Origin of the sequence: Ponticaulis sp., from assembly GCF_029210165.1 — a bacterium.
Lineage (GTDB): Bacteria > Pseudomonadota > Alphaproteobacteria > Caulobacterales > Hyphomonadaceae > Ponticaulis.
Map to the genome: position 1 here is coordinate 115,207 of NZ_JARGNT010000001.1, position 22,718 is coordinate 137,924.

Consider the following 22,718-nt stretch of genomic DNA (forward strand, 5'->3'; position numbering starts at 1 on the left):
TGGTCAGGCTCTCCTCGATTGAGTTTTGGTAAAATGTTCGGATTGTTTGGTCGGCTCCACACCTGCATAGCGCTTCAGCTTACGCAGGTCGCCGACCTGACAGGTCGCAAGACCAATCCCGCGCGCAGCATCATCTGCGCCAAGGGATTGGAACCCGTAATAATAGAAATAAAGTGTGTCGCCTGCCGCGACTAATCGGTTGGCAGCGACGCCGCCGGCATCCCAGGCGCCCGCCTCTCCCACCTGGAAAATCGGCTCGTCATAAAGATGGTTCCAGATCAGGCCGTCATCAGATTCGGCAGCAGCGACCGTGCGCCCGTGCTGTTTGTCAGTTGCCGTGTAGACCATAAGGAAACGGCGACCACCCGGAATCGGGTTCAGCAAAATCTGGCGGGTGACAATGCCGCCCTCATCATATGGACGTACGCCATCCGCCCAGCAAAGGTCATCAACTTTTGTCCAGTTCAGGCCATCCTCTGAAATGGCTGTGCGTGTGTAAAAATAGCTGAGGTCGAGCTTCGGCGCCGTATACTGCATGATGTAACGGCGACCATCGAAAACGACATTTGGCCATGCCGCGTACATATCGGTTTCGAAATAATCGAACAGCGCGCCGTTCGGCATCGGTCCGGGAATACGTTCCCAGTGTACGCCGTCTGTACTGCGCGCAACACCAGGCCGCATTCCGAGGCCGACCACCGCGTCTCCCAGAAACGCAGCTTCGGTTTTTCGGGGCTGACCGTCGCCGCCGAAATACCACATCAGCCACTCACCAGCGCCACGTGTGATGTCGGTCAGACCGACATGAACGCTATCGAATTCTGACCCATCCGGATTGGGCGCGAGAACTGATCCCAGTGCCTCGCTGCCATCAACCCGTGTCCAACTCACGCCATCATCAGAAATGGCGTGAGCGATATATCCTGTCCCAAGCGTGGGCGGACCATCAAAGCCTTTGTCCCGGCAGTAATACCACATGCGCCATTTGCTCGTCATGGCGTCGTAATCAACGATTGCGCCGCCCACACGATAGTTGTCGCACCGGTCACTGGTACTGGCTTTGAAAATCAGACCCAGCTCTGACATGGCTTAGTCAGGCACGTAAGCGATTAGGTCGAGCATGGTGTTCGCACCTTTGACCACCAGCGGACCACCAATCTTCATCGTAGTGGAGGCTGGCTTCACGCCCGGGAAGTATTTCGCCCATTCTTCAATGGAATCAGCGAAGTGGTCACCCTCATCGTGGAAACAAGCGCGGCGAACAATGTTCTCCACCTTGGTCCCACCAGCTTCACAGATCGAAGCGATGTTCTTCATCATGTACGCCATCTGGTTCTTGCCCGGCAGACCATACCAAGGGAAGTTCTCATGACGGATCATTCCGTCGGCGAGCACACCATTGGAGTCGCACGCCATTTGCTGGCTGAGGAAGAGGAAGTTTCCAACCTTCACAGCTTGTGGCTCATGGCTGAATGGCTCAGGCGCGTCAGTCGTGTGAACTGTTTCGATCTCGATCTCGGAATCATCCGCCAGAAGCGTGAGAGCGATTTCAATTTTACTGCCGCGTGTACCGAGGCCCATATATGGGATCACGACACGTGCTGGTGGGTTGTCCGGGAACCATTTCTTCCAGACTTTATCCATGCCTGCGTAATCGTTTGGATGTCCGATATAGACTTCAGCTTTAACGACACGCTTCAAAGATCCGCCTGCAGACTCTGCAATTTTCTGCAGCTTCCAGAGCGTATAATCAGTCTGAGCTTCAATTTCAGAGCCGTACCAGACGTGCGGGTTCACGCGGGCGTCTTTAGCCAGCGCGCTTTCAGGGCCCATATTGCGGGCCTCGCCATAGTCACCAACCCAGTCAGTCGGCACTTCACCAGCAAGGAAAATCCAGTCGCCGCGACGAAGGGCTGGAGAATATCCAGCCAGTGGCATTGGCACTTCCGGGCCGGGAGAGAAGCCCTCAGGCTCGAAGCCATCCGTAATCGCGATCATGTCGATTTCGATATGCGCGTCGCGTACTGGAAGCGCGCGGATGCTGACCGCTGTAGAGGCGGGCCGTGGCTCGAAAATGTACTCGTTCCGCGTATCAAGATATGGCGTGATGGACAGACCGTCAGGCCAGCTATTGTCGTTCAGAAAGTCATCATAGGTTGGCGTTTCCCAGGGAAGCCATTGCCAGATGCGCGCAACGTCTTTTGAAATATCCGCGCCGCCTGCTGCCAGCGTGCGTTTCAGCGTTTCCATCACGAATTTAGACTGAAGAGCCTGCTCGCTTTCCAGATGCGGGTTCGCCGGAATAGCTTCGGGTGCAATGCCCGTCTTGAAATCACTTGCAAGTTGACCTGATACAAAAATCCAGTCCGCTGCCTTTACCGCAGGAGAGTAAGGCATGAGCGGTTCCGGAATATCTGGCCAGATCGCTACAGGCGCTTTCGGGTCGGTCATTTTTATATGTCCTTATAAGTAATGATTTTTCGGGGAGGATCAGACGAGGCCGCCATCGACGACCACAGAGCGACCATTCACCCAGCGCGACGCTGGCGACGCGAGGAAAACAATCACGTCAGCGATGTCGTCCGGCATAGAAAGTCGGGACAACGGCGTCGCATCCGAGATGCTTTTCACCATGTCGTCCGGCAACCAGGCCGTCATTGGGGTATGAGTTGCGCCCGGCGACACTGCGTTGACGGAGATGCCCTTCTCTCCAAGCTCCTTGGCGAAACCGAGGGTGAGGCACGCCACGGCAGATTTAGCCGCGCAATAAGCTGTCATGCCTGGGATTGGCGCGTGAACGAGGTTTGAGCTGACATTCACGACGCGCCCACCGTTTTCCAGATACGGCGCAGCAGCCTGCGTCATCAAAATGACGCTCTTCACATTGACGGAGAATTCCTTGTCGATCGCCTCAGCAGTCATTTCGCCGAAAGGAATAAAGGACGAAATGCCCGCGTTATTGACGAGAATGTCGAGGCCACCGAACTCTGAAATGGTTGTCTCAACAATCGCCTTGCAGTCAGCTTCGTCGGTGACATCACCGCCGACCGCGATGGCCGTTCCACCCGCTGCAGTAATCTCTTCGACAAGCTTCGTCGCGCTGTCCGCATTCGAATTGTAATGGACCGCAACCTTCGCACCGGCTTTAGCCAGACGGCGGGCGGTTTCGCCGCCAATACCGCCAGACGCGCCGGTAATGAGCGCTGTCTTGCCACTTACGTCTGGTGTTTCAGTAACAGACATACGGGTCTCCATGAGCTGATTTCGAGTTCAGTCTGGAGCCGCCACCAATCGCTCTCCACCAAGCGTTCAGGCTTGATCGTTCTGCGATTAGCTAAAGTCAGTCAGTAATTATGAGATCATATTCTGAGAGAATATTCCGGGCTGGAATCATTGCGCGGCGCTCTGCAATCCGTTCCGGCGTCAGCCAGTTGAATAGCTCGCCATGGGCCTCATTGTTCAACATGGTCTCTGCGACCCAATCTGCGATCGTGTCGACATGATCACCGATGATATTCAGCACTGCGGTGCGTGCGGCAGGGATAGTTCCGCCGGACCGCTCCTGCTCACGCATGAAGCCTTCTGTGATCACCACGCCTGGCGCAAATGAGTTCACAAGCACATTGGAGCCTGCTGCCTCAGCGACGAATGATTTCGTCATGAAGGTCAGGCCTGCCTTTGAAGTTGCGTAACCGATCATGCCCGGCACAGGATTTCCATCCCAGCCTGCCCCTAACATATTGTAGATCGCGCCGCCGTTTGCCTTCATACCGTTGAATGCGGTTTTGCAGCCATTCATGGCGCCAAGCAGATTGATATTGAGCATGGTCTGGAAGTCATCACTCGGCAGATTGCTGAGTGTGGGACCGGTCAGGGCCATACCCGCATTGTTCAGCCAGATATCTACGCCGCCAAAGGCCTCAACAGCGGCATCCCAAAGCGCGACCACTTTGGATTCCGAGGTCACATCACACGCAATGGCCAGCGCTTTGGCCCCGCTATCATGCTTTGCATTGATCTTCTCAGCGGCCGCATCGCAAGCCTCCTGCCCCGGTCCTGAGAGCACCACATTGCAGCCTCGGGCCACGAGGCTATCTGCGATACCATATCCGATACCGCGCGTACTGCCTGTGACCACAGCCGTTTTTGCCTTTGCGTCACTCACCCGCATCTCTCCTGATTAAATATATGACCAACCGCGGAATTCAGATCCCGCAGTCCGGTTTGGCAGGTAGTCATAAAGACCGGTTTCCTCTGCGATTTCGCGCAGAACATCATTGGCTTCAGCCACAACAAGCTCTTCATCCCAGAGCGTAGACCGCCCGCCGTCAACGAGCTTCCGGCCCGCCACGAACACGGTATCCACCATGGAGGTCTGACCGCCCCAGACGAGTGCGCCCGGTCCGCGTCTTCCATCATAGCCCGGCTGGGCCTCCACTTTGCGCATGTCGACCATGACCAGATCAGCGGCCTTGCCCACTTCAAGTGAGCCGCATTTGTCTTCCATGAAGAGCGTACGCGCACCGCCCAGTGTTGCCATTTCGAGGCATTTTTCTGCCGTCAGCCAATGTTCTCGTGCCGGGCGCTCACCGCCAGCGGCGACACGTGCTTTCACATTCACATTCTGCGCAAGAATCATCAGACGCATGACTTCGAACGGATTCTGACTATCACTAACAAGCGGCGCATCTGTGCCAATGGCCGGGAGCATGTCGCGTTTCAGAAACTCATCAACCGAAATGCCCGTCGCGTCAAAGAAACGCAGCACAGGCACGGGCGAAACGCGGCAGTCATGCTCTTTGAGAATATCAAATTCATGAGGCTGAACGTTTACAGCCTTACCGGCGTAAATGGGCTCTTCGAGCAAATCAAAGCTGCGGTAATATTCAACCTGACCGCCTTCAAAGCCACGCGCTTTCAAAGCGGCCCCGCGACTATTGTCCGTCATGTCGATACCGAATGCCACGCCCAGCTGATCACAGCCCTGACGGATACGTCGCATGTCTTCCGGATCGGCCAGGAAATTGAAATTCAGGAAACCGCCTGCCACCGAGATACGATCGGAATTGAACTTCGCGCCGAGCCGTTCAATCTCAAGCAAACCGGCGTCTGATCTTTCGTGGCCTTCTTCAGGTACCGACTTGCTGTTCGCGATACAGCGGCAGAGATAGCCTCGCATGCCGGACTCTTCGATAGCCCGCCATGAGCCATCAACGCTGTCTTTGCGCACATTGGTGAAATGCTCGTCATGCGTCGCGGTGTAGCCAAGCTTCAGCATTTCCAGCGCGTGTAGACGGACAATTTTGTAGGTCCGCTCTTCGTCCATCGCACCGGCCATGAGGAAAAGTTGCTGGATCAGCGCGCGGACAGCTGCGGGGATATCAAGCACAGGCCAGCGGTCGTCATTGTATCCGCGAAAACAGCTCTGCACGAGATGGTTATGCGCATTGGCAAAGCCGGGCATGACCATCTGACCTTCCGCGGAGATCACTTCATCGGCTGTAAACTCGCATAAACGGTCTTCGCCCACTGCGAGAATGCTACCGTCCTTGATCGCAATAAAGCCGTCGGTAAATACCCGGCGTCCCTCATCCATCGTCAGGATAGTGCCATTGCGGATGAGTGTATCGACGTGCAGGGGAGCGTTCATCATTCACCTGCTTCCAGGCTATCGAGCGCGCGCATGACGCGGTTTGGCAATTGCGCATCATCCCAGACAACACTCGTGTTTCCGAGGCGCACAATAACAAGGTCTCGTTCTTCGCTGGTGATCACGCGCTGGCCGCCAAAGCCATCGAAATAGACAAGATCATCGGCCAGATAGGGCTCGCTCTGCGTTACAGCAAAGCCCGCCTTTTCGTCATTGTAAAAGCGCTGCTCTTGCCAGGTCGCGCCGCGCCAGATCTGCCAGCCGTAATTCTCTTCGGTTGCTGCAGGGCCCTTCAGCGCTTCCATAAGCTCGCTGGAAATCACCTGCTCGCCTGCGAACGCGCCATTGTCTTTCACCAAAAGGCCGAGACGCAGCCAGTCCAGAGGGCGCGCCAGAAACGACGCATAGCCGCGTGGGAAACCGTCTTCTTCGAAATAGTAGACATAGGCATCTTCTGCGCCGATAGGCTGCCAGATTTCGGAGGACAGATAATTTGCGTAAGACCCGCCAATGGCGTTCTCAACAACCATCATCAAAAGCTGGCTTACCGCATTGGCATAATGGAAGTGCGGGCCATCCACGCCCTCCTCCCTCTGCAGGCCCAGCACGGTCGCACGCGCATCAAGATTGCCCGCCATGAACTGACGCGCCTCAGAGTCATCACCGCCCACATAAGACAACGATGCCAGTCCAGAAGACATATTCAGAAGCTGTAGGACAGTAATCTCGCCGCGCTCATCATCCTGCCATTCCGGGATATAAAGCGAGATCGGATCATCAACACTGCCGATAAACCCATCCTCAATCGCTTTAGCCGTAACGAGGCCGAGCACAGATTTGTGCATGGAGGCAGGCTCTGAGCGAACGTCCGCGGAATAACCCGGATAGTAATGCTCAAGAACGAGGCTGCCCTGCCACCAGACAAGAAGCGCATAGCTTTCTGTCTCTGCGCCGTAAGCAAGAGCGTCGGCGAAGACCGCCTCAGGGTTATCAAAACCAACATCACCGGTTTCAGGCAATGGCATCGGATTACCCACCACAAGCCCGAGGGACTGATAGGTTTCCAACGCATCCGCATTGGTGAAGACCGGCGCTTCGCTTACCGCTTCAGTGGCTGGCGTCGGCTCTGGCACAGGCTGAGATGCAGGACTACAGGCGACGGCCAGACCGGTCAGTAACAGAAGAGAGAGTGATTGCAGTTTCATGCAGCTGTGGTCCTTCTTAACGCTTTGCCGACAGATATTCAGTTGCCCAATAAATCGTAGTGAGAGCCACCAGACCGGCCGCAATGGAGACCACCATCACCCAGCCGCCATAGTCATATGCGGCTGGTGCAATCAGCGATCCTGTACCAGCACCAATGAAAAGACTGGTCATATACATGGAGTTTGCGCGTGCCCGCGCCTCAGGAAGCTCGGCGTAGATTGTCGCCTGTCCCAGCACCTGATTGGCCTGTACCGCAGCATCAATAATGACAGCCGTCAGGGCAAAAACGATCAGATATTTGAAATGGACCAGCGGCACGGTAAGGCCCAGCGATATCAGCAGAATGATCAGCACTGATCCGGTCGCGATGCGCGTCAGCCCGCGATCGGCAAATCGACCCGCATAAGGTGCCGCCAATGCCCCACCAGCCCCGGCGATCGCAAACAAAGCGATCTCCTGATAATTCAGATTGAACTGGTCGGTCAGCACAAGCGAAGACGTGGTCCAGAACATATTAAACACGCCAAACGCAATGCCCTGATAGACGCAGCGTCGACGCAACGGGTCTGATCGCAACGGCAGAACCAGCATGGACTTTATCAGGTTGAAATAGCTGTAGCGTGTCTTCGGCGTGTAGCGCGGCGTATAGATGGTGAGCAGAATACCAATGCCCGTCATAAGGAACGCGAATACCAGAAACGGCGCGCGCCACCCCCAGAGACTGGCCATAAAGCTGGATGCCGGACGCGCAAGCATAATGCCCGTCAGCAGGCCTGCCATAATGGTGCCGATCTGTGCTCCACGCTTCTCATCATCTGCCAGATTGGCCGCGAGCGGAACGATGATCTGCGTTCCGATGGCCGAAATACCGACAAAGAAGGATGCGGCGAGAAACATCCATGGCGTCGTTGAGAAGGAAATTCCCAACATGCCAATCACAACACAGGTCACCGATATGAGAATGAGCCGCTTGTTCTCTGTGATGTCGGCCAGCGGTCCGGCAAAAAACATTCCCAGCGCGTAACCAACCTGCGTCAGCATCACGATCACGCCGAGTATCGCTGTGCTCATCTCAAGGTCCTGCCCGATCATTTCGATGAGAGGCTGGGCGAGATAGAGATTGCCAGCATAGGTACCTGTGGCGAGCGCGAAGACAAACGTCGTCACAGGGCGCAATTGGCCCTGAACCTTCTCAGCATTGTCGGCGGACGCTGGACTGGCAGCACTCATCGGGATCTCCATCGGGGCCGGAATTCGGTTGGAGAAACTTAAGATGAGTGGTTCTGGCTATCGCTGTCGCATTCCTGAATACTCGGTTGGCGATAATGGTGGACTAACAGGGCGCGAGTGCACGGTTCACTAGGCGCACCAGATCACCGTCATGACGGAAACCCGCCGCGTCAGCTGCGGGGGTCAAAAGCATAGGGTAATTGCCGAATGCCGCTTCAAGCATGGCATCCGGCGCATATGTCACGAGAGAAGTGTCCGCGCCCGTTTGCCTCGCAATTTCAGCGACCAGGTTACCCATCCGGACACGCAAAGCCGGTAGGGTCACAATTCGGTCTTCGGGCAGAACCACGCCATCCAGACTGACCGCACTGACCAGACAATCAACCGCGTTTGCGACTGTCATCATCCACATTTGCGCATCCTGCGAGACAGGTAGTTCGATAGTTTCATGACGTTGAAGCGCATGAAAGATATCGCTCATGAATGCCGATTTAAGCCCTGATGCCCCCGTAGGCCGTGCCACAATACCCGGCAGCCGCAGACTGACAGCATCCAGCTCGCCTCGCCGCGACATGGACGATACGGCGATCTCCACCATAGCTTTGTGCATGCCATAGATCATGCGCGGGTTTACCGGCGTGCTATCAGTCAGCCCATCTGTGGGAAGCGGTTCGCCAAAGACTGCAATCGTTGAGGCGTAAACGAAGCGAATGCCCGGCTTGATCCTCGCGGCGCGTCGTAAAAGCTTCCAGGCACCTTCCACATTCACTGAGAAGGATAGCTCAGGATCTGTTTCAGCCGCGCCTCCGGGCAGAGCCGCCAGATGGACGATCGCGGACACATTGTGAGCGAACGCCTCGCTGATCGTCGCGTCCTGCGTAAGATCACCTTCAACGGGGATGACCTGATCGCCCTTCGGACACATGTCCAGTGAACGGTCCAGGGCCACAACCTTGTGCCCCTGCCCGACCAGATATGACACGAGGCTAGCCCCCATAAAGCCTCCCGCACCCGTCACCAGAACAGACATCCCATTACCCCTTCTGAAAGCGTGCCTCAGAACGTGTCCATATCGCTTGCGATGACGGCATCACCAGAAAAGCGTTCAGCAATGCTGGACACATAACCCGTAAGCCCGTCTTCATCGCCACGTCCGACGAAATGCGTAACGATCACGCGGTCGACACCTGCATTTGCGGCCATCTCGCCGACCTGCTCTGCGGTGATATGGTGGGCGCGCAAATGTTGCTCCATGCCCTCCATCACGGGCGCAGGCAAAGGCTGGGCACGGTGCCGGTTCACCTCGGCCATGGTTTCGACGGTCCAGTCGATATCCATCATCTCAGCCAGCAGGATATCGGCGCCTTCAGCCAGCACTTCTACCGCCTCACTTGGCCCGGTATCACCGGTATAAACGATAGACCGTTGCGGCAGATCGAAACGAAAAGCGTAGGACTTGAACATGTCCGCCTGCGGTGTGCCCGGCATGAAGCTGTAATGGGTGTTTTCAGCTGTCGTGACCGCGAAATCTGCAACCTCTAAACTCCCCGCATGCGCCAGTTCCACAACACGGACCTGCTGGCTTGGGTGCGTCGGCTGGCGGGCGCCCGGAACGGCGTATCCGCTCTCTACGCCAGGCGCCATTGATGCAAGAATACCATCCACCAGAGCCTGCGTCCCCGGCGGCCCGTAGACCACCATCTCGTTTTGCGCGTCGGTCTGGAAACGCAGTCCCATCAGGGCAGCAAGACCACCTGTATGGTCATAGTGGAGGTGGCTGATAAAAATCGCTTCGACATGCTCTGTGCGAAGACCAATCTTTGCCAGCTGGCCCGACGTGCCGTCTCCTATATCCAGAAGGAAAACCGACTGCCCTCTGACCAGCGCGCTTGCAGGCTGGGACCGTACAGGCGACGGCACAGGCCCGCCGCTTGTGCCCAGAGTCACAAGGTCATAGCGAGCCTCAGCGCGAACGTCAGACCCCTCTGAACAGGCCGACCCGGTACACAGCGCGAACGCCAGCCCGCCAACTGCAGCAAAATTTCGAAAACCATTCATGACAGGCTCCTTTGGTCGCAATCTCGAAGAGAGGTGTTAGTTCGCACTGGCTTTGAGCGGAGGTGCGTTTCTGGCAGCGATGGCCGCAGCAAGCATCAAGACGAGCGCAATCCCCGCATAGATGTAGAGAACACTCCCGAGACCACCGGCGTTTGTAGCAATCGCGGAGGCCAGAATGGGCGCGATGAACTGACCCAGAAAGAACATGCCCGTCCACATCCCGGTGCCTCGCCCACGCGCGGCAGGCGGCAACAGTTTCAAAATCCACGTCAGCAGAGTTGGCAGCAGCAGCCCTGCGCCCAGGCAAATGAGAACTGCAAACAGCGTGACGGGCACGACACCGCTCGATACACCTGCGCCTAGATAGCCGAGCCCCATACAACACAGACCAAGCCCGAGCAGCAGCTGCCCCGAAGCCACTTTCACGCGACCGAACACGACGCTTCCTATGGCAACACCAACATTCACAGCAGCCCCTGCGATACCGATCACCGCGGGCGTCACCTCACTCGTTAGCGCGAGAAACGGGCCGAGATTGACGATTGTCGTGTAGAAAAGAATGGCAATACCAAGCGTCGTCAGCAGCAATGGCAGAATGGCTGTGAGCTTGAACCCTCCCGCCTCAGCCGCATCATGGTGGACGTGATCAGGCTCGAACAGAACCAGAGCTGCGACCAGCGCGATCGGGAACGCCAGCAAGTACAGAAGAAACGGTCCGCGCGATCCAAGTATCTCTCCCAGAGCGCCGCCGATAGCTATCAGCGCAATCGCGCTCAGGCTCGATACGGCAACTTGCGTCGCGACCCAGCGTTCACGCCGTTCGCCGTGGAAATAATCACCAATCATTGCAGTCGCGACAGTCATGATCGCCGCCTCTGCAATGCCAAGACCTATGCGCGCGAAAATGATGTGGAACAGGTCTGATAATACAAAGGGCAACACGCCCAAAGCGCCATAAATCAGGAAAGAAACGAGCAAAACCGGCTTCCGGCCGAGCTTGTCAGACAACCAGCCAGCGACCGGTGAAAACAGCGCCACGCATAAAGCAGGAATCGTCATGGCAATCGGAACGAGAAACTCCGATCCCTCAACGCCAGAGAACTCCTGCAAGAGGAGCGGCAGCACCGGTACCAGCGACACAATCGCCATGGTCGGCAGAATAGCCGCGAGCATCAGAACCGCGCCGTGTAACGTTTTTGCGCCAGTGTCTGTCATGGCCGCCTCCCTTTATCAGCTGATGATCTCAGCGTTTTTAGGGAAGCGTCACAAATCCCACTATATTAGTAAAATTTGTAGTTACGATTATTTTTAATCAGTCAGAATGATGGACATAATCACTCCAATTAGAGTGAAGGCACCGCTTCACGCACACGGTCACACAGCCATTGGATACTTGGATCTTCCGAGCGGGTTTCATGATGCATCAGAAATTGGGTCATTGGCGGCATTTCAAACGGCATTGGCACCGATTTGATGTCGATGCGCTGCTCGTACAGGCGCGCAAGTCGTTCGTGCATCACGGTCAGACGTTGCGTCCCGACAACAACTTCGGGCGCCGCAAGGAAAGACGGCACTTTCATCTCGATATTACGCTGCTCTCCACCCCTTTGGAGCTGGGTTTCGGAGAAGGAAGTCGGCCTCACGCGTCCCAGTTCGACCACGACATGCCCAGCCTTATAAAAGTCTTCGAGCGATATTCGCCCGCCTGCCAGGACCTGATTTTGCGACCAGCCAACCACAACATGGTTCTCTTCATAGAGGTGCTCATAAGGGTGGTTACGAGGCGCGAAATATTCCGGAATGATCACGATATCCAGCTCGCCCTGTTCGAAGCGCGTCATCATGGTCTCAGATGGCGACATAAACTCGAACGATATATGAGGCGCGATCTGTGCAAGTGTTGGCATGAGACGGGCAAAGATGACCGCGACAACATAATCGGATGTGCCAACCAGGAATTTGCGATCCGATGTTTCCGGCTCAAACTGGGAAAGCTGCGCAATCAGGGTGTCGATTTCGCCGAGGACACGCTTTAGCTTCGGACGCAAGCTCAATGCATGCGGTGTCGGGATCATCCGCTTGCCATGCTGCAGCAATAGCGGGTCACCGAAATATTGTCGAAGCCTGGTGAGCGCACCGCTCATAGCCGGCTGTGTGACGTGCATACGGTCGGCAGCACGTGAAACATGCTTTTCTTCCAGAAGAAGATCGAGCGCCTGCAGCAGATTGAGATCGAGGCCTTTGAACCGCATGGGTCACACCATCCATAAAACTTATCATTTCGACTGATGGTAAAAGGAATTACCTATCCGTCAATTGATTACTGCGAGTCCAGTACCCGTACGATCGGCTCCCGCCATCGCAAACCTATCATCTTCCAAAGTTATCATAACTCATAAAAACAATTATTTGGGCATATGAATAATGCACAGCTATCGTGGCTCCAATAATTATTCGGGAGGAGAACCCAGATCCACATGCCGCATGCGCCGTTTCATTAAAACGGCCCGCGCGGGCGGCATGCCTTTCGGGTTCATGCATTGAACTTTTCCACGTCCCTTAGCGGCGTGCGCACTGTCCGATGCCCTCAATCTGGCGCGAAAGGAGTGAGAGCATGGCTCGCGTGAATGATATTCGATTTGTCGGCTATGGCGTGAAGGACCTTGAAGCGGAGAAGCGCTTCTATCTGGATGCATGGAAGCTGGTTGAAATTCCGAGCGATGATGGCCTGATCTATCTGGCCGCCCCTGGCAACGATACCCAATACTGCGTTCGCCTGCGCCAGACGGATGAACCGCGCATTGATGTGGTCTCCTGGTCAGCGCCGGATCGTGCTGAAGTCGACGCACTATTCCAGCAGGTTAAAGCCGCCGGCGGCAAGCCGGTTACAGAACCGGGCCCGCTGACTAGCAAAGGTGGCGGATATGGCTTCCGCTTCTTCGATGTCAGTGGCTTCACAATTGAAGTCGCTACAGAATTCGAGCGTCGAACACCTGAAACCCTGAGCGAAGGTGAACCACGCCCGGAGAAAATCTCGCACGTGGTCTTCCACGCGCCAGACCATAAAGCCTGGGTAAAATTCTACGAAGCCGCACTTGGCTTCAAAGTCTCCGACTGGCTCGGCGACTTTATGTGCTTCCTGCGATGCAATGAATGGCACCACCGTATGGCCGTCGTCCCCGGCCCGCCAACATTCAACCACATCGCTTACGACGTTCCAGGCGTTGATGCGGTCATGAAAGGCCTGAAGCGTTTGCGCGACATGGACAATGATGTCGTCTGGGGCGTTGGTCGGCACACGGCAGGCAACAACATCTTCTCATACTATCTGACCCCGGGCGGTTGGGCTGTCGAATACACGTCTGATCTTGAGAAAGTCGATGACGCGACGTGGGTCGCCAAAGTTCACCAGCCAAGTCTGGAAACCATGGATCAATGGGGCACCGGTATCGGCGGACCGCAGACCATGCCGCACCCGAAACCAGACGCAGGCCTTTTCAAAGCTCCGGAGATTTAAAACGTGGCGCTATTTGAGTATTTCCCGAACTATATCTGGAACCTGTCGGTTTCTATCGCCATCCAATCCGGTGCGGAGATGGGCGAGATCATCGATATGTGCCAGCCAATCAAGGATGCAGCCGCAAACGGCGCAGATGCTGGCACGCCGCAATTCATGGCGGAATGGGCAAAGATGGCCGAGAAACTCGACGGCCTTGCGCAGGAAGATCTGGATAAAGGCCGCAAATTCTCTGCTGGCGACAAGCTGCGTCGCGCTGCCCTATATTACATAACCGCGGAGCGCATGCAGGGGCACGGTCATCCGGGCCGCGAAGAAACCTTCGCCAAGGGACTCAACGCCTTCAATAAATACGTCGAATTCAGCGGTGAAGACTGCCAGCGCGTTGAAATTCCGTATCAGGGCAAAGTCATTCCAGCCTATTACACCCGCGCGGAGGGCGTGGAAGGCGAAGCGCCATGTGTGATTTTCACCAATGGCCTCGACAGCTGTAAGGAACTTCTGTTCTGGACCTATCTACCGCACGAGCTTGCACGTCGCGGCATCTCAACGCTGTGCATTGACCAGCCGGGCACGGGCGAAGCTATCCGTCTTCAGGAGCTTTATGGCACACCGTTCAGTGAGCAATGGGCAACGCCAATCTATGAGTGGCTTGCCGCGCGCGATGACGTAGATGCGGAGCGGATCGGTATTTCAGGCATTTCGCTGGGCGGTCACTTTGTTGGCCGTGCCGCAGCGTTTGAACCACGCTTTGCCTCAGCTGCCGTTTGGGGCGCCAACCATAACTGGGCGGAAGTCCAGCAAGGACGCCTGAAGAGCGAAGGCGAAAACCCAGTTCCGCACTACTGGAAACACGTCATGTGGGTGTTTGGTGCTGCTGACATGGACGATTTCTTCGAGAAGATCGAAGGCACGAACCTGAATGGCGTGATGGAAAAAGTCACCATGCCTTTCCTCGTGACGCACGGCGCAAAAGACCGTCAGATCAGCATCGACTACGCCCATCAGGCTTACGATCAGCTAGTCAATTCACCGAAGCGCGAGCTGAAAATCTTCACCGAGCGTGAGGGCGGCGTGGAGCATGTCGGAGCGGACAATATGAATTTTGGCCGCCACTATATCGCAGACTGGTTTGCCGAGACGCTCGGCGGACACACAGCCTGATATCCGGGAGGAAATAAGAAATGGAATGGAAACCAGTTCGCCGTGTCGTGACCGGCCATGATGCTGACGGCAAGGCCATCATTCAGGAAGACGGTTTTGCGCCGCGCCAACTACTGCTGGGCGGTGAGCACGGCCCGATGTTCCACGAGATCTGGAACACGCGCGGTACGCCTGTCGAGATCGACCATGATAGCGGCGAACCGCATGAAGAGGGTATCATTCTGTCCCCTCCTGAGCGCGGTGTGCGCATCCGTGTGCTGGAAATTCGGCCCGACGACGAGCAGCGCCTTGACGAGATGTCACCGGAGGAGCGCAAAGCCCATTTTGCTGAAATTGGCGCCGAAGATGCCGTTGCTGAGGAAGGCAAAAGCACGCGCCATGCCTTCATGCACCGTACCGAAACTGTCGATTTCGGCATCGTTCTCGAAGGTGAGCTGGTGCTGATCATGGATGAAGGCGAAACGACCATTGGTCCGGGCGATATCGTCGTTCAGCGCGGCACAAATCATGGCTGGGCAAACCGCTCGGACAAAGTGTGCCGCATCGCATTTATCCTGATTGATGGAACATATACGCCAGAGCTGAAAGCGCAGCTGCCATGAAGCTAGCAACCCTCAAAGGCCTCAGCCCTGACGGCGAGCTGTTTGTTGTTTCCAGAGACCTGACGCGGGCTGCCAACGCTGCCCACATCGCGCCAACGCTTCAGTCCGCCATCGAACGCTGGAGCGAGGTTGAGGGGCAATTGCTGGAGCTGTCTTCTGCGGTAAACGACGGAACTGCCCGCGGCACCAGAACTCTGGACCTCAAAGATTGCCTCGCGCCAATGCCGCGTGCATGGCAATGGCTCGATGGTTCCGCGTTTGAGAAGCATGGCGAGCTGATGCAGCAAGCCTTCAACCTCCCGCCAATCGAGACTGACAAGCCGCTTATGTATCAGGGGCTGTCGGACCGGTTCATTGGCCCTTACGCCGACGTAAACCTGCCAAGTGAAGAAGATGGTATCGATTTCGAAGGCGAGTTTGGCGTCATCACTGACGCCGTACCAATGGGCACGTCAGCCGAAGACGCCCGCGCGCACATCCGTCTGATCGTTCAACTCAATGACTGGAGCCTTCGCGCTATCGCTCCGGCCGAAATGAAAACCGGCTTTGGTTGGGTTCAGGCGAAACCGGCCTGCAGCATGGCGCCGATCGCCGTCACACCGGATGAGCTTGGCGAGGCATGGCAGAATGCGCGCGTGCACCTGCCTCTCAAAATTGAGTGGAATGACAAACCGTTCGGACACGCAAACGGCTCGGAAATGGCCTATGGCTTTGATGACCTGATTGCGCATGCCGCGCACTCAAGAAGCCTCGTGGCAGGTACAATCATCGGCTCGGGCACCGTATCCAACGAGGATTATTCCAGCGTCGGGTCGTCATGCATTTCAGAGCGCCGCGCGATTGACATGATCGAATTCGGTGAAGTCCGGACGCCTTTCATGTCATTCGGCGACCGCATCCGTATGGAAGCCCAAACGCTGAACGGAGAGCCGTTATTCGGCCCGCTGGATCAGGTCATCGTCAGAAACTGACGCACAAACATCAGAGAGCAAACAAACAAGAAAAAACACTGCTCATATCAAAAGGTGATACCATGGAGGAAACACGGTCAGATCAGCGCCACGCACTCATTATTGGTGGTGGTATTGGCGGATTGTCAGCGGCTATCGCCCTTCGCAAGAAGGGGTTCAAATTGGACGTTATCGAACGTGACCCTGAATGGTCGGTCTATGGTGTTGGCATCATCCAGCAAACCAATGTCGTGAGAGCCGTTGCTGAGCTCGGCATTCTCGACGACTACATTTCGTCCGGCTACGGCTTTGACCACGTGAAGATTTTCGCGCCGAACGGCATGGAAGTCGCGCACGTGCCCCAGCCAACACTCGTCGAGGGGTATCCGGCCGGCGTTGGCATCGGTCGCCCTGCCCTTCAGAAAGTTCTTGGCGACGCGACAACGCGCGCAGGCGCTAACGTCAGGCTTGGCCTGACGGTCTCCGATATTGAAGACACCGGTACGCTGGTGAATGTAACCTTCAGCGATGGCACTAACAGCAGCTATGACTTTGTGATCGGAGCCGACGGCGTTTACTCGGATACACGTAAGCGGATTTTCCCAGACATTCCGGGTCCTCAATTCACCGGACAATCAGTCTGGCGTTACAATTTTGATCGCGTTGAGGATGTTCAGGGCCTCTGGGTTTATAATGGCGCTCCGGGCGTTGGTCTCGTGCCGATGGGGCCGGACATCATGTATATGTATGTGACAACGCCCGAACCGGATAACCCGCATTTTGCGCCATCCACGCTCGCCGCAGAAATGCGAAGCCGGATTGAAAACCACCCGTCTGAATCCATTCGTAATCTGGCCTCCAAGATCACGGATAACAGCGGCGTTGTGTATCGCCCGCTGGAAGGCATGATGCTGGAGGGCGACTGGGCGAAAGGACGGATTGCGCTGTTAGGTGATGCGGTTCACGCAACAACGCCGCATCTGGGTCAGGGCGCGGGTCTGGCAATCGAGGATGCACTCGTCATCGCTGACGAACTCAGCAAGTCTGATAACGTCGAAGAGGCATTCCGAAACTATCGAAACCGCCGCTTCGACCGCTGCAATTATGTCGTAAAGAACAGCCTTGCAATCTGCATGGGGCAGCTCGGCAAAGGGCCCGCCATAGATAATTCCAAAGCCACAGCGGAAATGTATCAGATTGTGGCTGAACCGATCTAGAGATCGACAAAAAAATACAGGTTCAGTTTCCGCCTTGCTCGCAAAGCAGGGCGAAACGAGAATTAAGGGAGATATTTCATGACGGCAGAGTCAGGCGCATGGCGCAAAGGTAAGCGCGTCGCGATTATCGGTGCAGGCCCTACGGGCGTGTCCGCCGCTATCGCGTTTCTCAAACAGGGTTTTGATGTCCGTTTGTTCGAGAAAAACCCCGAGCCACAACCTCTCGGCGGCGCGGTTCTTCTGAGCGTGCCTGTGCTTGCGGTCCTGCGTGAGTACGGCATTGATGTCGGACCGAGCTTCGGATCCAAAACCGGCGTCCAGTTCCGCAACAACAAGGGCAAAGTCCGCGCCGAACTGCCGTTTAACCCGAATATTGAAAAGTCATTTGGTATTCCGGGCTGGCACTATGGCGTTCTGCGCAAGTCTGCGTTCGGCAAGATGATGAATATCCTGCCTGACAATGTCATCGTCCCTGACCACGGTTTCTCCCACTACGAAGAGACCGGCGACGAGGTGATCGCCCATTTCGAAAATGGCGCCGCAGTTACTGCAGATATTCTGGTCGGCGCTGATGGCGTACGTTCAAAAGTATCAGAACAGGCGTTTGGCGATCCCGGCCTGTTCCATGTTGGCCTGCGTGTCTGGCTTGCCTGGTGCGATCACATTGAAGGCCTCGACCGCACCTATGGCGCGATCAGCCATGGCCGCAAAATTCAGGCAAGCTGGTTCCCGATGCTACACGATGGCAAGCCAGGCTTTGAATGGTGGATTGTTGAGCCTGTTACTGAAGACCAGCCTGTTCCGGAAAATCCGGAAGCCTATCTGCGCAATCTTTTGAAAGACTTTGCCGATCCGCTGCCACGCTTCCCGGATCACACAAATTTCGAAAGCCAGATATTCCCGTGGAACATCTACAACCGTCCATTACTGAAATCATGGTCGAAAGGTCGTGTGGTCTGTGTGGGTGACGCAGTTCATCCGGTGTCACCTTATGCGGCTTATGGCATGGGCATGGGCATTGAGGATGGCTATTTCCTTGCCCGCGAATTCAAAAACGCTTCTCTGGAAGATGCAGGCGCCGTGACCGCTGCATTCAATCGCTTCGAGGCAGAGCGCGTCGACTATGTAAACCATCAGGTAGAGTTTGCCCGCGAGCTGGGCCAGCGCTTCCACCACGCACCGGCGCCTGTCGCGATGATCCGTGACTTCGTTTTTGATAATACCTCGGTGCTCGGCAAGCTCATCCAGAAGGACTATCTGGCCGATCAGGAGAAGATGTCTCTGGCGCTGACCGAGCTTCACGTCTGATCTGAAAGACCACTCTGTTGGTTCTCCCCGGACCACAGAAGAAGGGCTCATGCTTTACCAGCATGAGCCCTTTTCTTTTGGCGGACACTCAACGGCTAAACCCTGCTCTCAGATAAAAAAGAGCCTCTGGCACAGGGCCAGAGGCTTTTGGAGTTCACACTCAGTAGGAAGGGCTACCGCATAAACAGCCCTTCCTGCCTCAGGAGAATGTTAGAAGTCGAGACCGAAGCGGACACCGAAGGTACGCGGTGGCTCATAGTTCGCCCCGGCGACATTGCCCGCGCCAACCTGATAAATCGTTGGAACAGCCTCATCCGTCACGTTGCGGACATAGGCCGTTGCTTGCCAGTTGCCCACATTCGGCAACAGGGTCAGCGACAGGTCTGCTGTTGTCACCGCATCTGCCTGGCTACCAGGAACATAGCTGAAGCCGATCTGGCGTTCACTACGATAGCGAGCGTCGAGATTGCCGATCAGTTCGAAGTTCTCAAGCTCCCAGATCTGCTGGATGCCAGCTGTAAGCGTAAGGTCTGGCGCATTCAGCGCGCTCTGCCCCGAACAGTCGACCGCAAATTCACGCGGAGTTGCCGGGTCTCCGTCAACGCCAAGCTGGGTGAAATCACAGCCCGTCACCGGCGTAAGGAAGTTAGGTGGGTCAGTGTCGTCAGAGAGGTCAACCTGCGTATACGAGAACTCGTCGTACGACGCATCGAGAACCTGCACCATGCCACGGATCAGCGTGTTCGCAGCCGCTGCGTACTGGAAGTCCAGCTCCAGACCCTGGATTGACGACGAACCGACATTACGCGTGTAGAATGAGTTATCACCGCGTGCGTCGAGGCCGAGAGCAGCAAGTTGCTGGTCTTCATACTCCCAGAAGAAGAGCTCAGCATTCAGCTCCAGCGTCTCGTCAAAGAAGCGGTTTTTGGAACCGATCGTGAAGGCATCAATGTATTCCGGATCATACTCTTCAAATCCGAAGCTCTGGTTGAAGCCACCTGCACGGAAGCCTGTCTCATAGCTTGCATAAAGCAGGTTATCCGGCGTGACGTCGTACTCAGCTGCGACGCGATAGGTCACTTCCTCGTCACTCGCAGAGCGGTCTATGACTGTTGGAGTGAAGGCGAGGATAGCCTGCGGCCCAAACATACCAAACGGACCATATGGTGTGAATGCCGGAACACCTGATGGATTGTTCTCGATCTGATCGAGAAGCACGGGCAGAGGTGGGCCAGTAAACAGCGCAGGATCAAGCTGCGACAGGGAATCAGCAGCGGTCAGACCGGTCGGAAGAGTCGGGACATGCGCACAGCTTGGCACAACACCCGGAGGCGGCTCGATCAGGCAAACCGCAGCTGCCGAGATTGCTCGCGTGTCATACGCACGCTGCTCGTCAGTATAGCGGATACCGCCGACCAAGCGGAATTCGTCCGTGACGTTATACGTCGCACGCGCAAAGAATGCCGTAGATTCAACATCGCTCTGGAAGTCGTTATACGTGACCGTAGAGAACTGGTTGAAAGAGTTCACGCCCTCGACGGACTCATCAAAATAATATGCGCCGAGAATATAGTCGATCGCACTGACCGAACCTGAAAGACGCGCTTCAATACTGGTCTGCTCAGCTTCATCCTGGTTGATCGCCGCGCGGAACGGAGGTCCATTGAACTGGTTGTCCAGCTCGGAGTGGCGATAAGCCGGAATGATCACCAGGTCGGCCCAGCCAAGATCATAATTAATCTCGGCGCTCACGCCCCAGTACGTGTCGTCACGGGACGGATAAGCAAAGTTATCAAGCGGTGAGAACAGTGGAGCAGCGGTCGCATTCTGAGTCACAAACTGCTGCGCAGCTGGATCATGAAGCCCCGTGAAAGCATCCAGACCAGACGGGATGAACGGCCAGTTCGGCACCGGAAGGTTACCCTGGAATGGCGCGAATGTGTAAACGCCTTCGACGTTCACGCCAGAACCTACACCGCCCTGCGTGGAATAGTCGGCTGCAATGCGAACATCGAGGTCGTCATTGATGACCGTAAAGAACTGAGCACGCAGCGCCAGATCTTCGGCATCGCCGGTACCATCGTCGTAATAGCCATCGCGACCAGACACAGAGCCTGCCAGACGCACAGCTGAATTCTCGCCCACAGCGATGTTTGCAACGCCCGTCAGCTCATAGCTGGAATAATTACCTGCCGCGACGGACAGGCTACCAGACGTCTCACCAAGTTCCGGTGTATTCGGGATGATGTTAATCGCACCACCGGTCGAGTTGCGACCGTATAGCGTGCCTTGAGGGCCTTTAAGAACCTCAACACGGTTCAGATCGAGGAAAGAAGACAGCGTAGAAGACGGGCGTCCGATATAAACGCCGTCAATATTGAACGCGATCGCCGGGGCCGTGTAGCCGTTATTCGTGAAGTTACCAACGCCGCGAACGAAGAAGGCGGTGTTGGCGCCACCACCGTTTGTGACGGACAGGGATGGCGCAACTTTATTCAGAAGCGTGACATCTGTCGCACCCGCTTGAAGCAGCTCGTCACCCGTCGCAGCATTGACTGGAATGGCCGCATTCTGAAGCGTTTCTTCAGTGCGCTGCGCAGTCACAGTTACCGTCGTCAGGCGGCGGTTGGATGCTTCTGTTTCTGAATTGTCAGCAGTGTCTTGTGCGGAGACTGGCAACGTCACAGCAAGCGCAAGCGCCAGCACGGAGACGCAGCCCGTTACTCGGTTTTTCATATAAACCTCCCTGATTATTTTATTGAGGCAAGGTTCTCAGAAGCCCATCTATTGGTAAAATTGTTTTATAGTATCACTTTTGATAATTCAAAATTATTAAACAAAGAACCCAGCCGCCCTCTCATCTCGCTAATCCAGTCGCTTCACGGTGCGTTCAATAAATGCCGCAGCGGCCTTAATGCGTGCAAGCGAGGCGACATCCTCATGCGTCACCAACCAGAATGAGCGCGTCACGGAGACGCTATCCGGCAGGACGCAGACCAGATCGTCGTGCTGATCGGCCATGAAACATGGCAGGATCGCGATGCCGGCGCCGGATCGCACCATCTCCAGCTGAGCCACAATACTCGGGCTACAGAGGGTCGGTTTCAGGTCTGCGGAGACTTCCGAATAATAGCGCAGCTGCGGCGAATAGATGAGCTCGTCCACATAGCCGATCAGCGGGTGATCGTTCAGATCCGCTTCTGTCTCAGGTGGGTTCACGCCCGCCAGATAGTCGGCTGAGGCATAAAGCTTGAGCGTATAATCAGAGAGCTTTCGCACGCGCAGACGCCCCGCCGTCGGGCGCGCGAGCAGAATGGCAAGGTCGGCCTCTCTGCGGGAGACATTTGCAAAGCCGGACATAGCGATCAGATCGAGTTCAACCGCCGGATATTCGCGCGAAAAGTCTGCGATGGCTGGCGCGAGCACCGCAGCGCCTAACCCTTCGGTCACGCCGATACGCACCCGACCGGATACGCGATTATCCGCCCGTTCTGACAGGGCGACGATATCCTGAATGTTTTGCTCGATGATTTCAGCCCGCTCGACGACTTTCTGCCCGTCCCGCGTGAGCACATGCCCCTGACGTGTCCGTTCGAACAGGAGCATACCCAGCTCGCTTTCCAGCCGCTTCAGACGTCGGCTCACCGTTGAGGTATCCTGCCCCATATGCTGGGCTGCTTTTGCCAGCTTTGAGAAACGGCTTACGTGGAGCAGAAAGCGGATGTCGTCCCAGTGGATATTCATTTGCAAAAATGCCAATTCAAATTGCGAAAGCGCATGTTTATTTGATTATTTACAGGCTTTAGACTGGCGCGC

At 55.8% G+C, this 22,718-nt stretch carries 19 protein-coding genes; 6 read left to right on the forward strand and 13 right to left on the reverse strand.

Going from position 1 to position 22,718, the window contains the following annotated elements; all coding sequences use genetic code 11:
• Positions 1 to 3: 3 nt before the first annotated feature.
• The 11 genes from P1U45_RS00580 to P1U45_RS00630 form a co-directional block, all read right to left on the reverse strand.
• Positions 4 to 1,086: a hypothetical protein gene (locus tag P1U45_RS00580; RefSeq protein ID WP_301057000.1), complete on the reverse strand. Its 1,083-nt coding sequence runs from the start codon at positions 1,084 to 1,086 to the stop codon at positions 4 to 6.
• A 3-nt stretch (positions 1,087 to 1,089) separates the two neighbouring features.
• Positions 1,090 to 2,451: a RidA family protein gene (locus tag P1U45_RS00585; protein ID WP_301057001.1), complete on the reverse strand. Its 1,362-nt coding sequence runs from the start codon at positions 2,449 to 2,451 to the stop codon at positions 1,090 to 1,092.
• A 39-nt stretch (positions 2,452 to 2,490) separates the two neighbouring features.
• Positions 2,491 to 3,243, reverse strand: a complete 753-nt coding sequence (locus tag P1U45_RS00590; protein WP_301057002.1) for a 3-oxoacyl-ACP reductase family protein — start codon at positions 3,241 to 3,243, stop codon at positions 2,491 to 2,493.
• A 97-nt stretch (positions 3,244 to 3,340) separates the two neighbouring features.
• The gene (locus P1U45_RS00595; RefSeq protein WP_301057003.1) at positions 3,341 to 4,165 is read right to left on the reverse strand and encodes an SDR family oxidoreductase; all 825 of its coding nucleotides are present in this window, start codon (positions 4,163 to 4,165) and stop codon (positions 3,341 to 3,343) included.
• 15 nt (positions 4,166 to 4,180) lie between these two features.
• Positions 4,181 to 5,653, reverse strand: a complete 1,473-nt coding sequence (locus P1U45_RS00600) for an amidohydrolase family protein (protein ID WP_301057004.1) — start codon at positions 5,651 to 5,653, stop codon at positions 4,181 to 4,183.
• Complete coding sequence (locus P1U45_RS00605; RefSeq protein WP_301057005.1) at positions 5,650 to 6,855, reverse strand: serine hydrolase; 1,206 nt, start codon at positions 6,853 to 6,855, stop codon at positions 5,650 to 5,652. Before P1U45_RS00605 ends, P1U45_RS00600 begins: the two co-directional genes overlap by 4 nt.
• Positions 6,856 to 6,871: 16 nt before the next feature.
• Positions 6,872 to 8,086 (reverse strand): MFS transporter, encoded by a 1,215-nt coding sequence (locus tag P1U45_RS00610; RefSeq protein WP_301057006.1) that lies wholly within the window; start codon positions 8,084 to 8,086, stop codon positions 6,872 to 6,874.
• Between the two features lie 103 nt (positions 8,087 to 8,189).
• Positions 8,190 to 9,116, reverse strand: a complete 927-nt coding sequence (locus P1U45_RS00615) for an NAD-dependent epimerase/dehydratase family protein (protein WP_301057007.1) — start codon at positions 9,114 to 9,116, stop codon at positions 8,190 to 8,192.
• Between the two features lie 26 nt (positions 9,117 to 9,142).
• Positions 9,143 to 10,144 (reverse strand): MBL fold metallo-hydrolase, encoded by a 1,002-nt coding sequence (locus tag P1U45_RS00620; protein WP_301057008.1) that lies wholly within the window; start codon positions 10,142 to 10,144, stop codon positions 9,143 to 9,145.
• A gap of 36 nt (positions 10,145 to 10,180) precedes the next feature.
• Positions 10,181 to 11,359, reverse strand: coding sequence for an MFS transporter (locus tag P1U45_RS00625; RefSeq protein WP_301057009.1), 1,179 nt, complete (start codon positions 11,357 to 11,359; stop codon positions 10,181 to 10,183).
• A 128-nt stretch (positions 11,360 to 11,487) separates the two neighbouring features.
• Positions 11,488 to 12,396, reverse strand: a complete 909-nt coding sequence (locus tag P1U45_RS00630) for a LysR family transcriptional regulator (protein ID WP_301057010.1) — start codon at positions 12,394 to 12,396, stop codon at positions 11,488 to 11,490.
• 362 nt (positions 12,397 to 12,758) lie between these two features.
• On the opposite strand from P1U45_RS00630, the gene P1U45_RS00635 reads away from it, so the two are divergent.
• The 6 genes from P1U45_RS00635 (at position 12,759) to P1U45_RS00660 (ending at position 18,902) form a co-directional block, all read left to right on the forward strand.
• Positions 12,759 to 13,661, forward strand: a complete 903-nt coding sequence (locus P1U45_RS00635; RefSeq protein WP_301057011.1) for a VOC family protein — start codon at positions 12,759 to 12,761, stop codon at positions 13,659 to 13,661.
• A gap of 3 nt (positions 13,662 to 13,664) precedes the next feature.
• A complete protein-coding gene (locus P1U45_RS00640; RefSeq protein WP_301057012.1) occupies positions 13,665 to 14,825 on the forward strand; it encodes an alpha/beta hydrolase in 1,161 nt (386 codons plus the stop codon).
• Positions 14,826 to 14,845: 20 nt separating this feature from the next.
• Positions 14,846 to 15,427 carry a cupin domain-containing protein gene (locus P1U45_RS00645; RefSeq protein WP_301057013.1) on the forward strand — a complete coding sequence of 194 codons (582 nt, stop codon included), beginning with the start codon at positions 14,846 to 14,848 and terminating at the stop codon, positions 15,425 to 15,427.
• Positions 15,424 to 16,398 carry a fumarylacetoacetate hydrolase family protein gene (locus tag P1U45_RS00650; protein ID WP_301057014.1) on the forward strand — a complete coding sequence of 325 codons (975 nt, stop codon included), beginning with the start codon at positions 15,424 to 15,426 and terminating at the stop codon, positions 16,396 to 16,398. The genes P1U45_RS00645 and P1U45_RS00650 overlap by 4 nt, the downstream gene beginning before the upstream one ends.
• A 62-nt stretch (positions 16,399 to 16,460) precedes the next feature.
• Complete coding sequence (locus P1U45_RS00655; RefSeq protein ID WP_301057015.1) at positions 16,461 to 17,594, forward strand: FAD-dependent oxidoreductase; 1,134 nt, start codon at positions 16,461 to 16,463, stop codon at positions 17,592 to 17,594.
• A gap of 78 nt (positions 17,595 to 17,672) precedes the next feature.
• Positions 17,673 to 18,902, forward strand: a complete 1,230-nt coding sequence (locus P1U45_RS00660) for an FAD-dependent monooxygenase (RefSeq protein WP_301057016.1) — start codon at positions 17,673 to 17,675, stop codon at positions 18,900 to 18,902.
• 210 nt (positions 18,903 to 19,112) lie between these two features.
• Here P1U45_RS00660 and P1U45_RS00665 read toward each other — a convergent pair whose 3' ends face one another.
• Positions 19,113 to 21,638 (reverse strand): TonB-dependent receptor, encoded by a 2,526-nt coding sequence (locus tag P1U45_RS00665; protein ID WP_301057017.1) that lies wholly within the window; start codon positions 21,636 to 21,638, stop codon positions 19,113 to 19,115.
• Between the two features lie 129 nt (positions 21,639 to 21,767).
• Entirely contained in the window at positions 21,768 to 22,646 is an 879-nt protein-coding gene (locus P1U45_RS00670) for a LysR family transcriptional regulator (RefSeq protein WP_301057018.1), read from the reverse strand.
• Positions 22,647 to 22,718 lie beyond the last annotated feature (72 nt).

Excerpts from the sequence above, each read along its gene's own strand:
- P1U45_RS00610 (WP_301057006.1), bottom strand. The coding sequence starts at position 8,086 with ATGAGTGCTGCCAGTCCAGCGTCCGCCGACAATGCTGAGAAGGTTCAG.
- P1U45_RS00590 (WP_301057002.1), bottom strand. The coding sequence starts at position 3,243 with ATGTCTGTTACTGAAACACCAGACGTAAGTGGCAAGACAGCGCTCATT.
- P1U45_RS00625 (WP_301057009.1), bottom strand. The coding sequence starts at position 11,359 with ATGACAGACACTGGCGCAAAAACGTTACACGGCGCGGTTCTGATGCTC.
- P1U45_RS00660 (WP_301057016.1), top strand. The coding sequence starts at position 17,673 with ATGACGGCAGAGTCAGGCGCATGGCGCAAAGGTAAGCGCGTCGCGATT.
- P1U45_RS00665 (WP_301057017.1), bottom strand. The coding sequence starts at position 21,638 with ATGAAAAACCGAGTAACGGGCTGCGTCTCCGTGCTGGCGCTTGCGCTT.
- P1U45_RS00605 (WP_301057005.1), bottom strand. The coding sequence starts at position 6,855 with ATGAAACTGCAATCACTCTCTCTTCTGTTACTGACCGGTCTGGCCGTC.
- P1U45_RS00585 (WP_301057001.1), bottom strand. The coding sequence starts at position 2,451 with ATGACCGACCCGAAAGCGCCTGTAGCGATCTGGCCAGATATTCCGGAA.
- P1U45_RS00615 (WP_301057007.1), bottom strand. The coding sequence starts at position 9,116 with ATGTCTGTTCTGGTGACGGGTGCGGGAGGCTTTATGGGGGCTAGCCTC.
- P1U45_RS00655 (WP_301057015.1), top strand. The coding sequence starts at position 16,461 with ATGGAGGAAACACGGTCAGATCAGCGCCACGCACTCATTATTGGTGGT.
- P1U45_RS00600 (WP_301057004.1), bottom strand. The coding sequence starts at position 5,653 with ATGATGAACGCTCCCCTGCACGTCGATACACTCATCCGCAATGGCACT.
- P1U45_RS00670 (WP_301057018.1), bottom strand. The coding sequence starts at position 22,646 with ATGAATATCCACTGGGACGACATCCGCTTTCTGCTCCACGTAAGCCGT.
- P1U45_RS00645 (WP_301057013.1), top strand. The coding sequence starts at position 14,846 with ATGGAATGGAAACCAGTTCGCCGTGTCGTGACCGGCCATGATGCTGAC.
- P1U45_RS00620 (WP_301057008.1), bottom strand. The coding sequence starts at position 10,144 with ATGAATGGTTTTCGAAATTTTGCTGCAGTTGGCGGGCTGGCGTTCGCG.
- P1U45_RS00635 (WP_301057011.1), top strand. The coding sequence starts at position 12,759 with ATGGCTCGCGTGAATGATATTCGATTTGTCGGCTATGGCGTGAAGGAC.
- P1U45_RS00580 (WP_301057000.1), bottom strand. The coding sequence starts at position 1,086 with ATGTCAGAGCTGGGTCTGATTTTCAAAGCCAGTACCAGTGACCGGTGC.
- P1U45_RS00650 (WP_301057014.1), top strand. The coding sequence starts at position 15,424 with ATGAAGCTAGCAACCCTCAAAGGCCTCAGCCCTGACGGCGAGCTGTTT.
- P1U45_RS00630 (WP_301057010.1), bottom strand. The coding sequence starts at position 12,396 with ATGCGGTTCAAAGGCCTCGATCTCAATCTGCTGCAGGCGCTCGATCTT.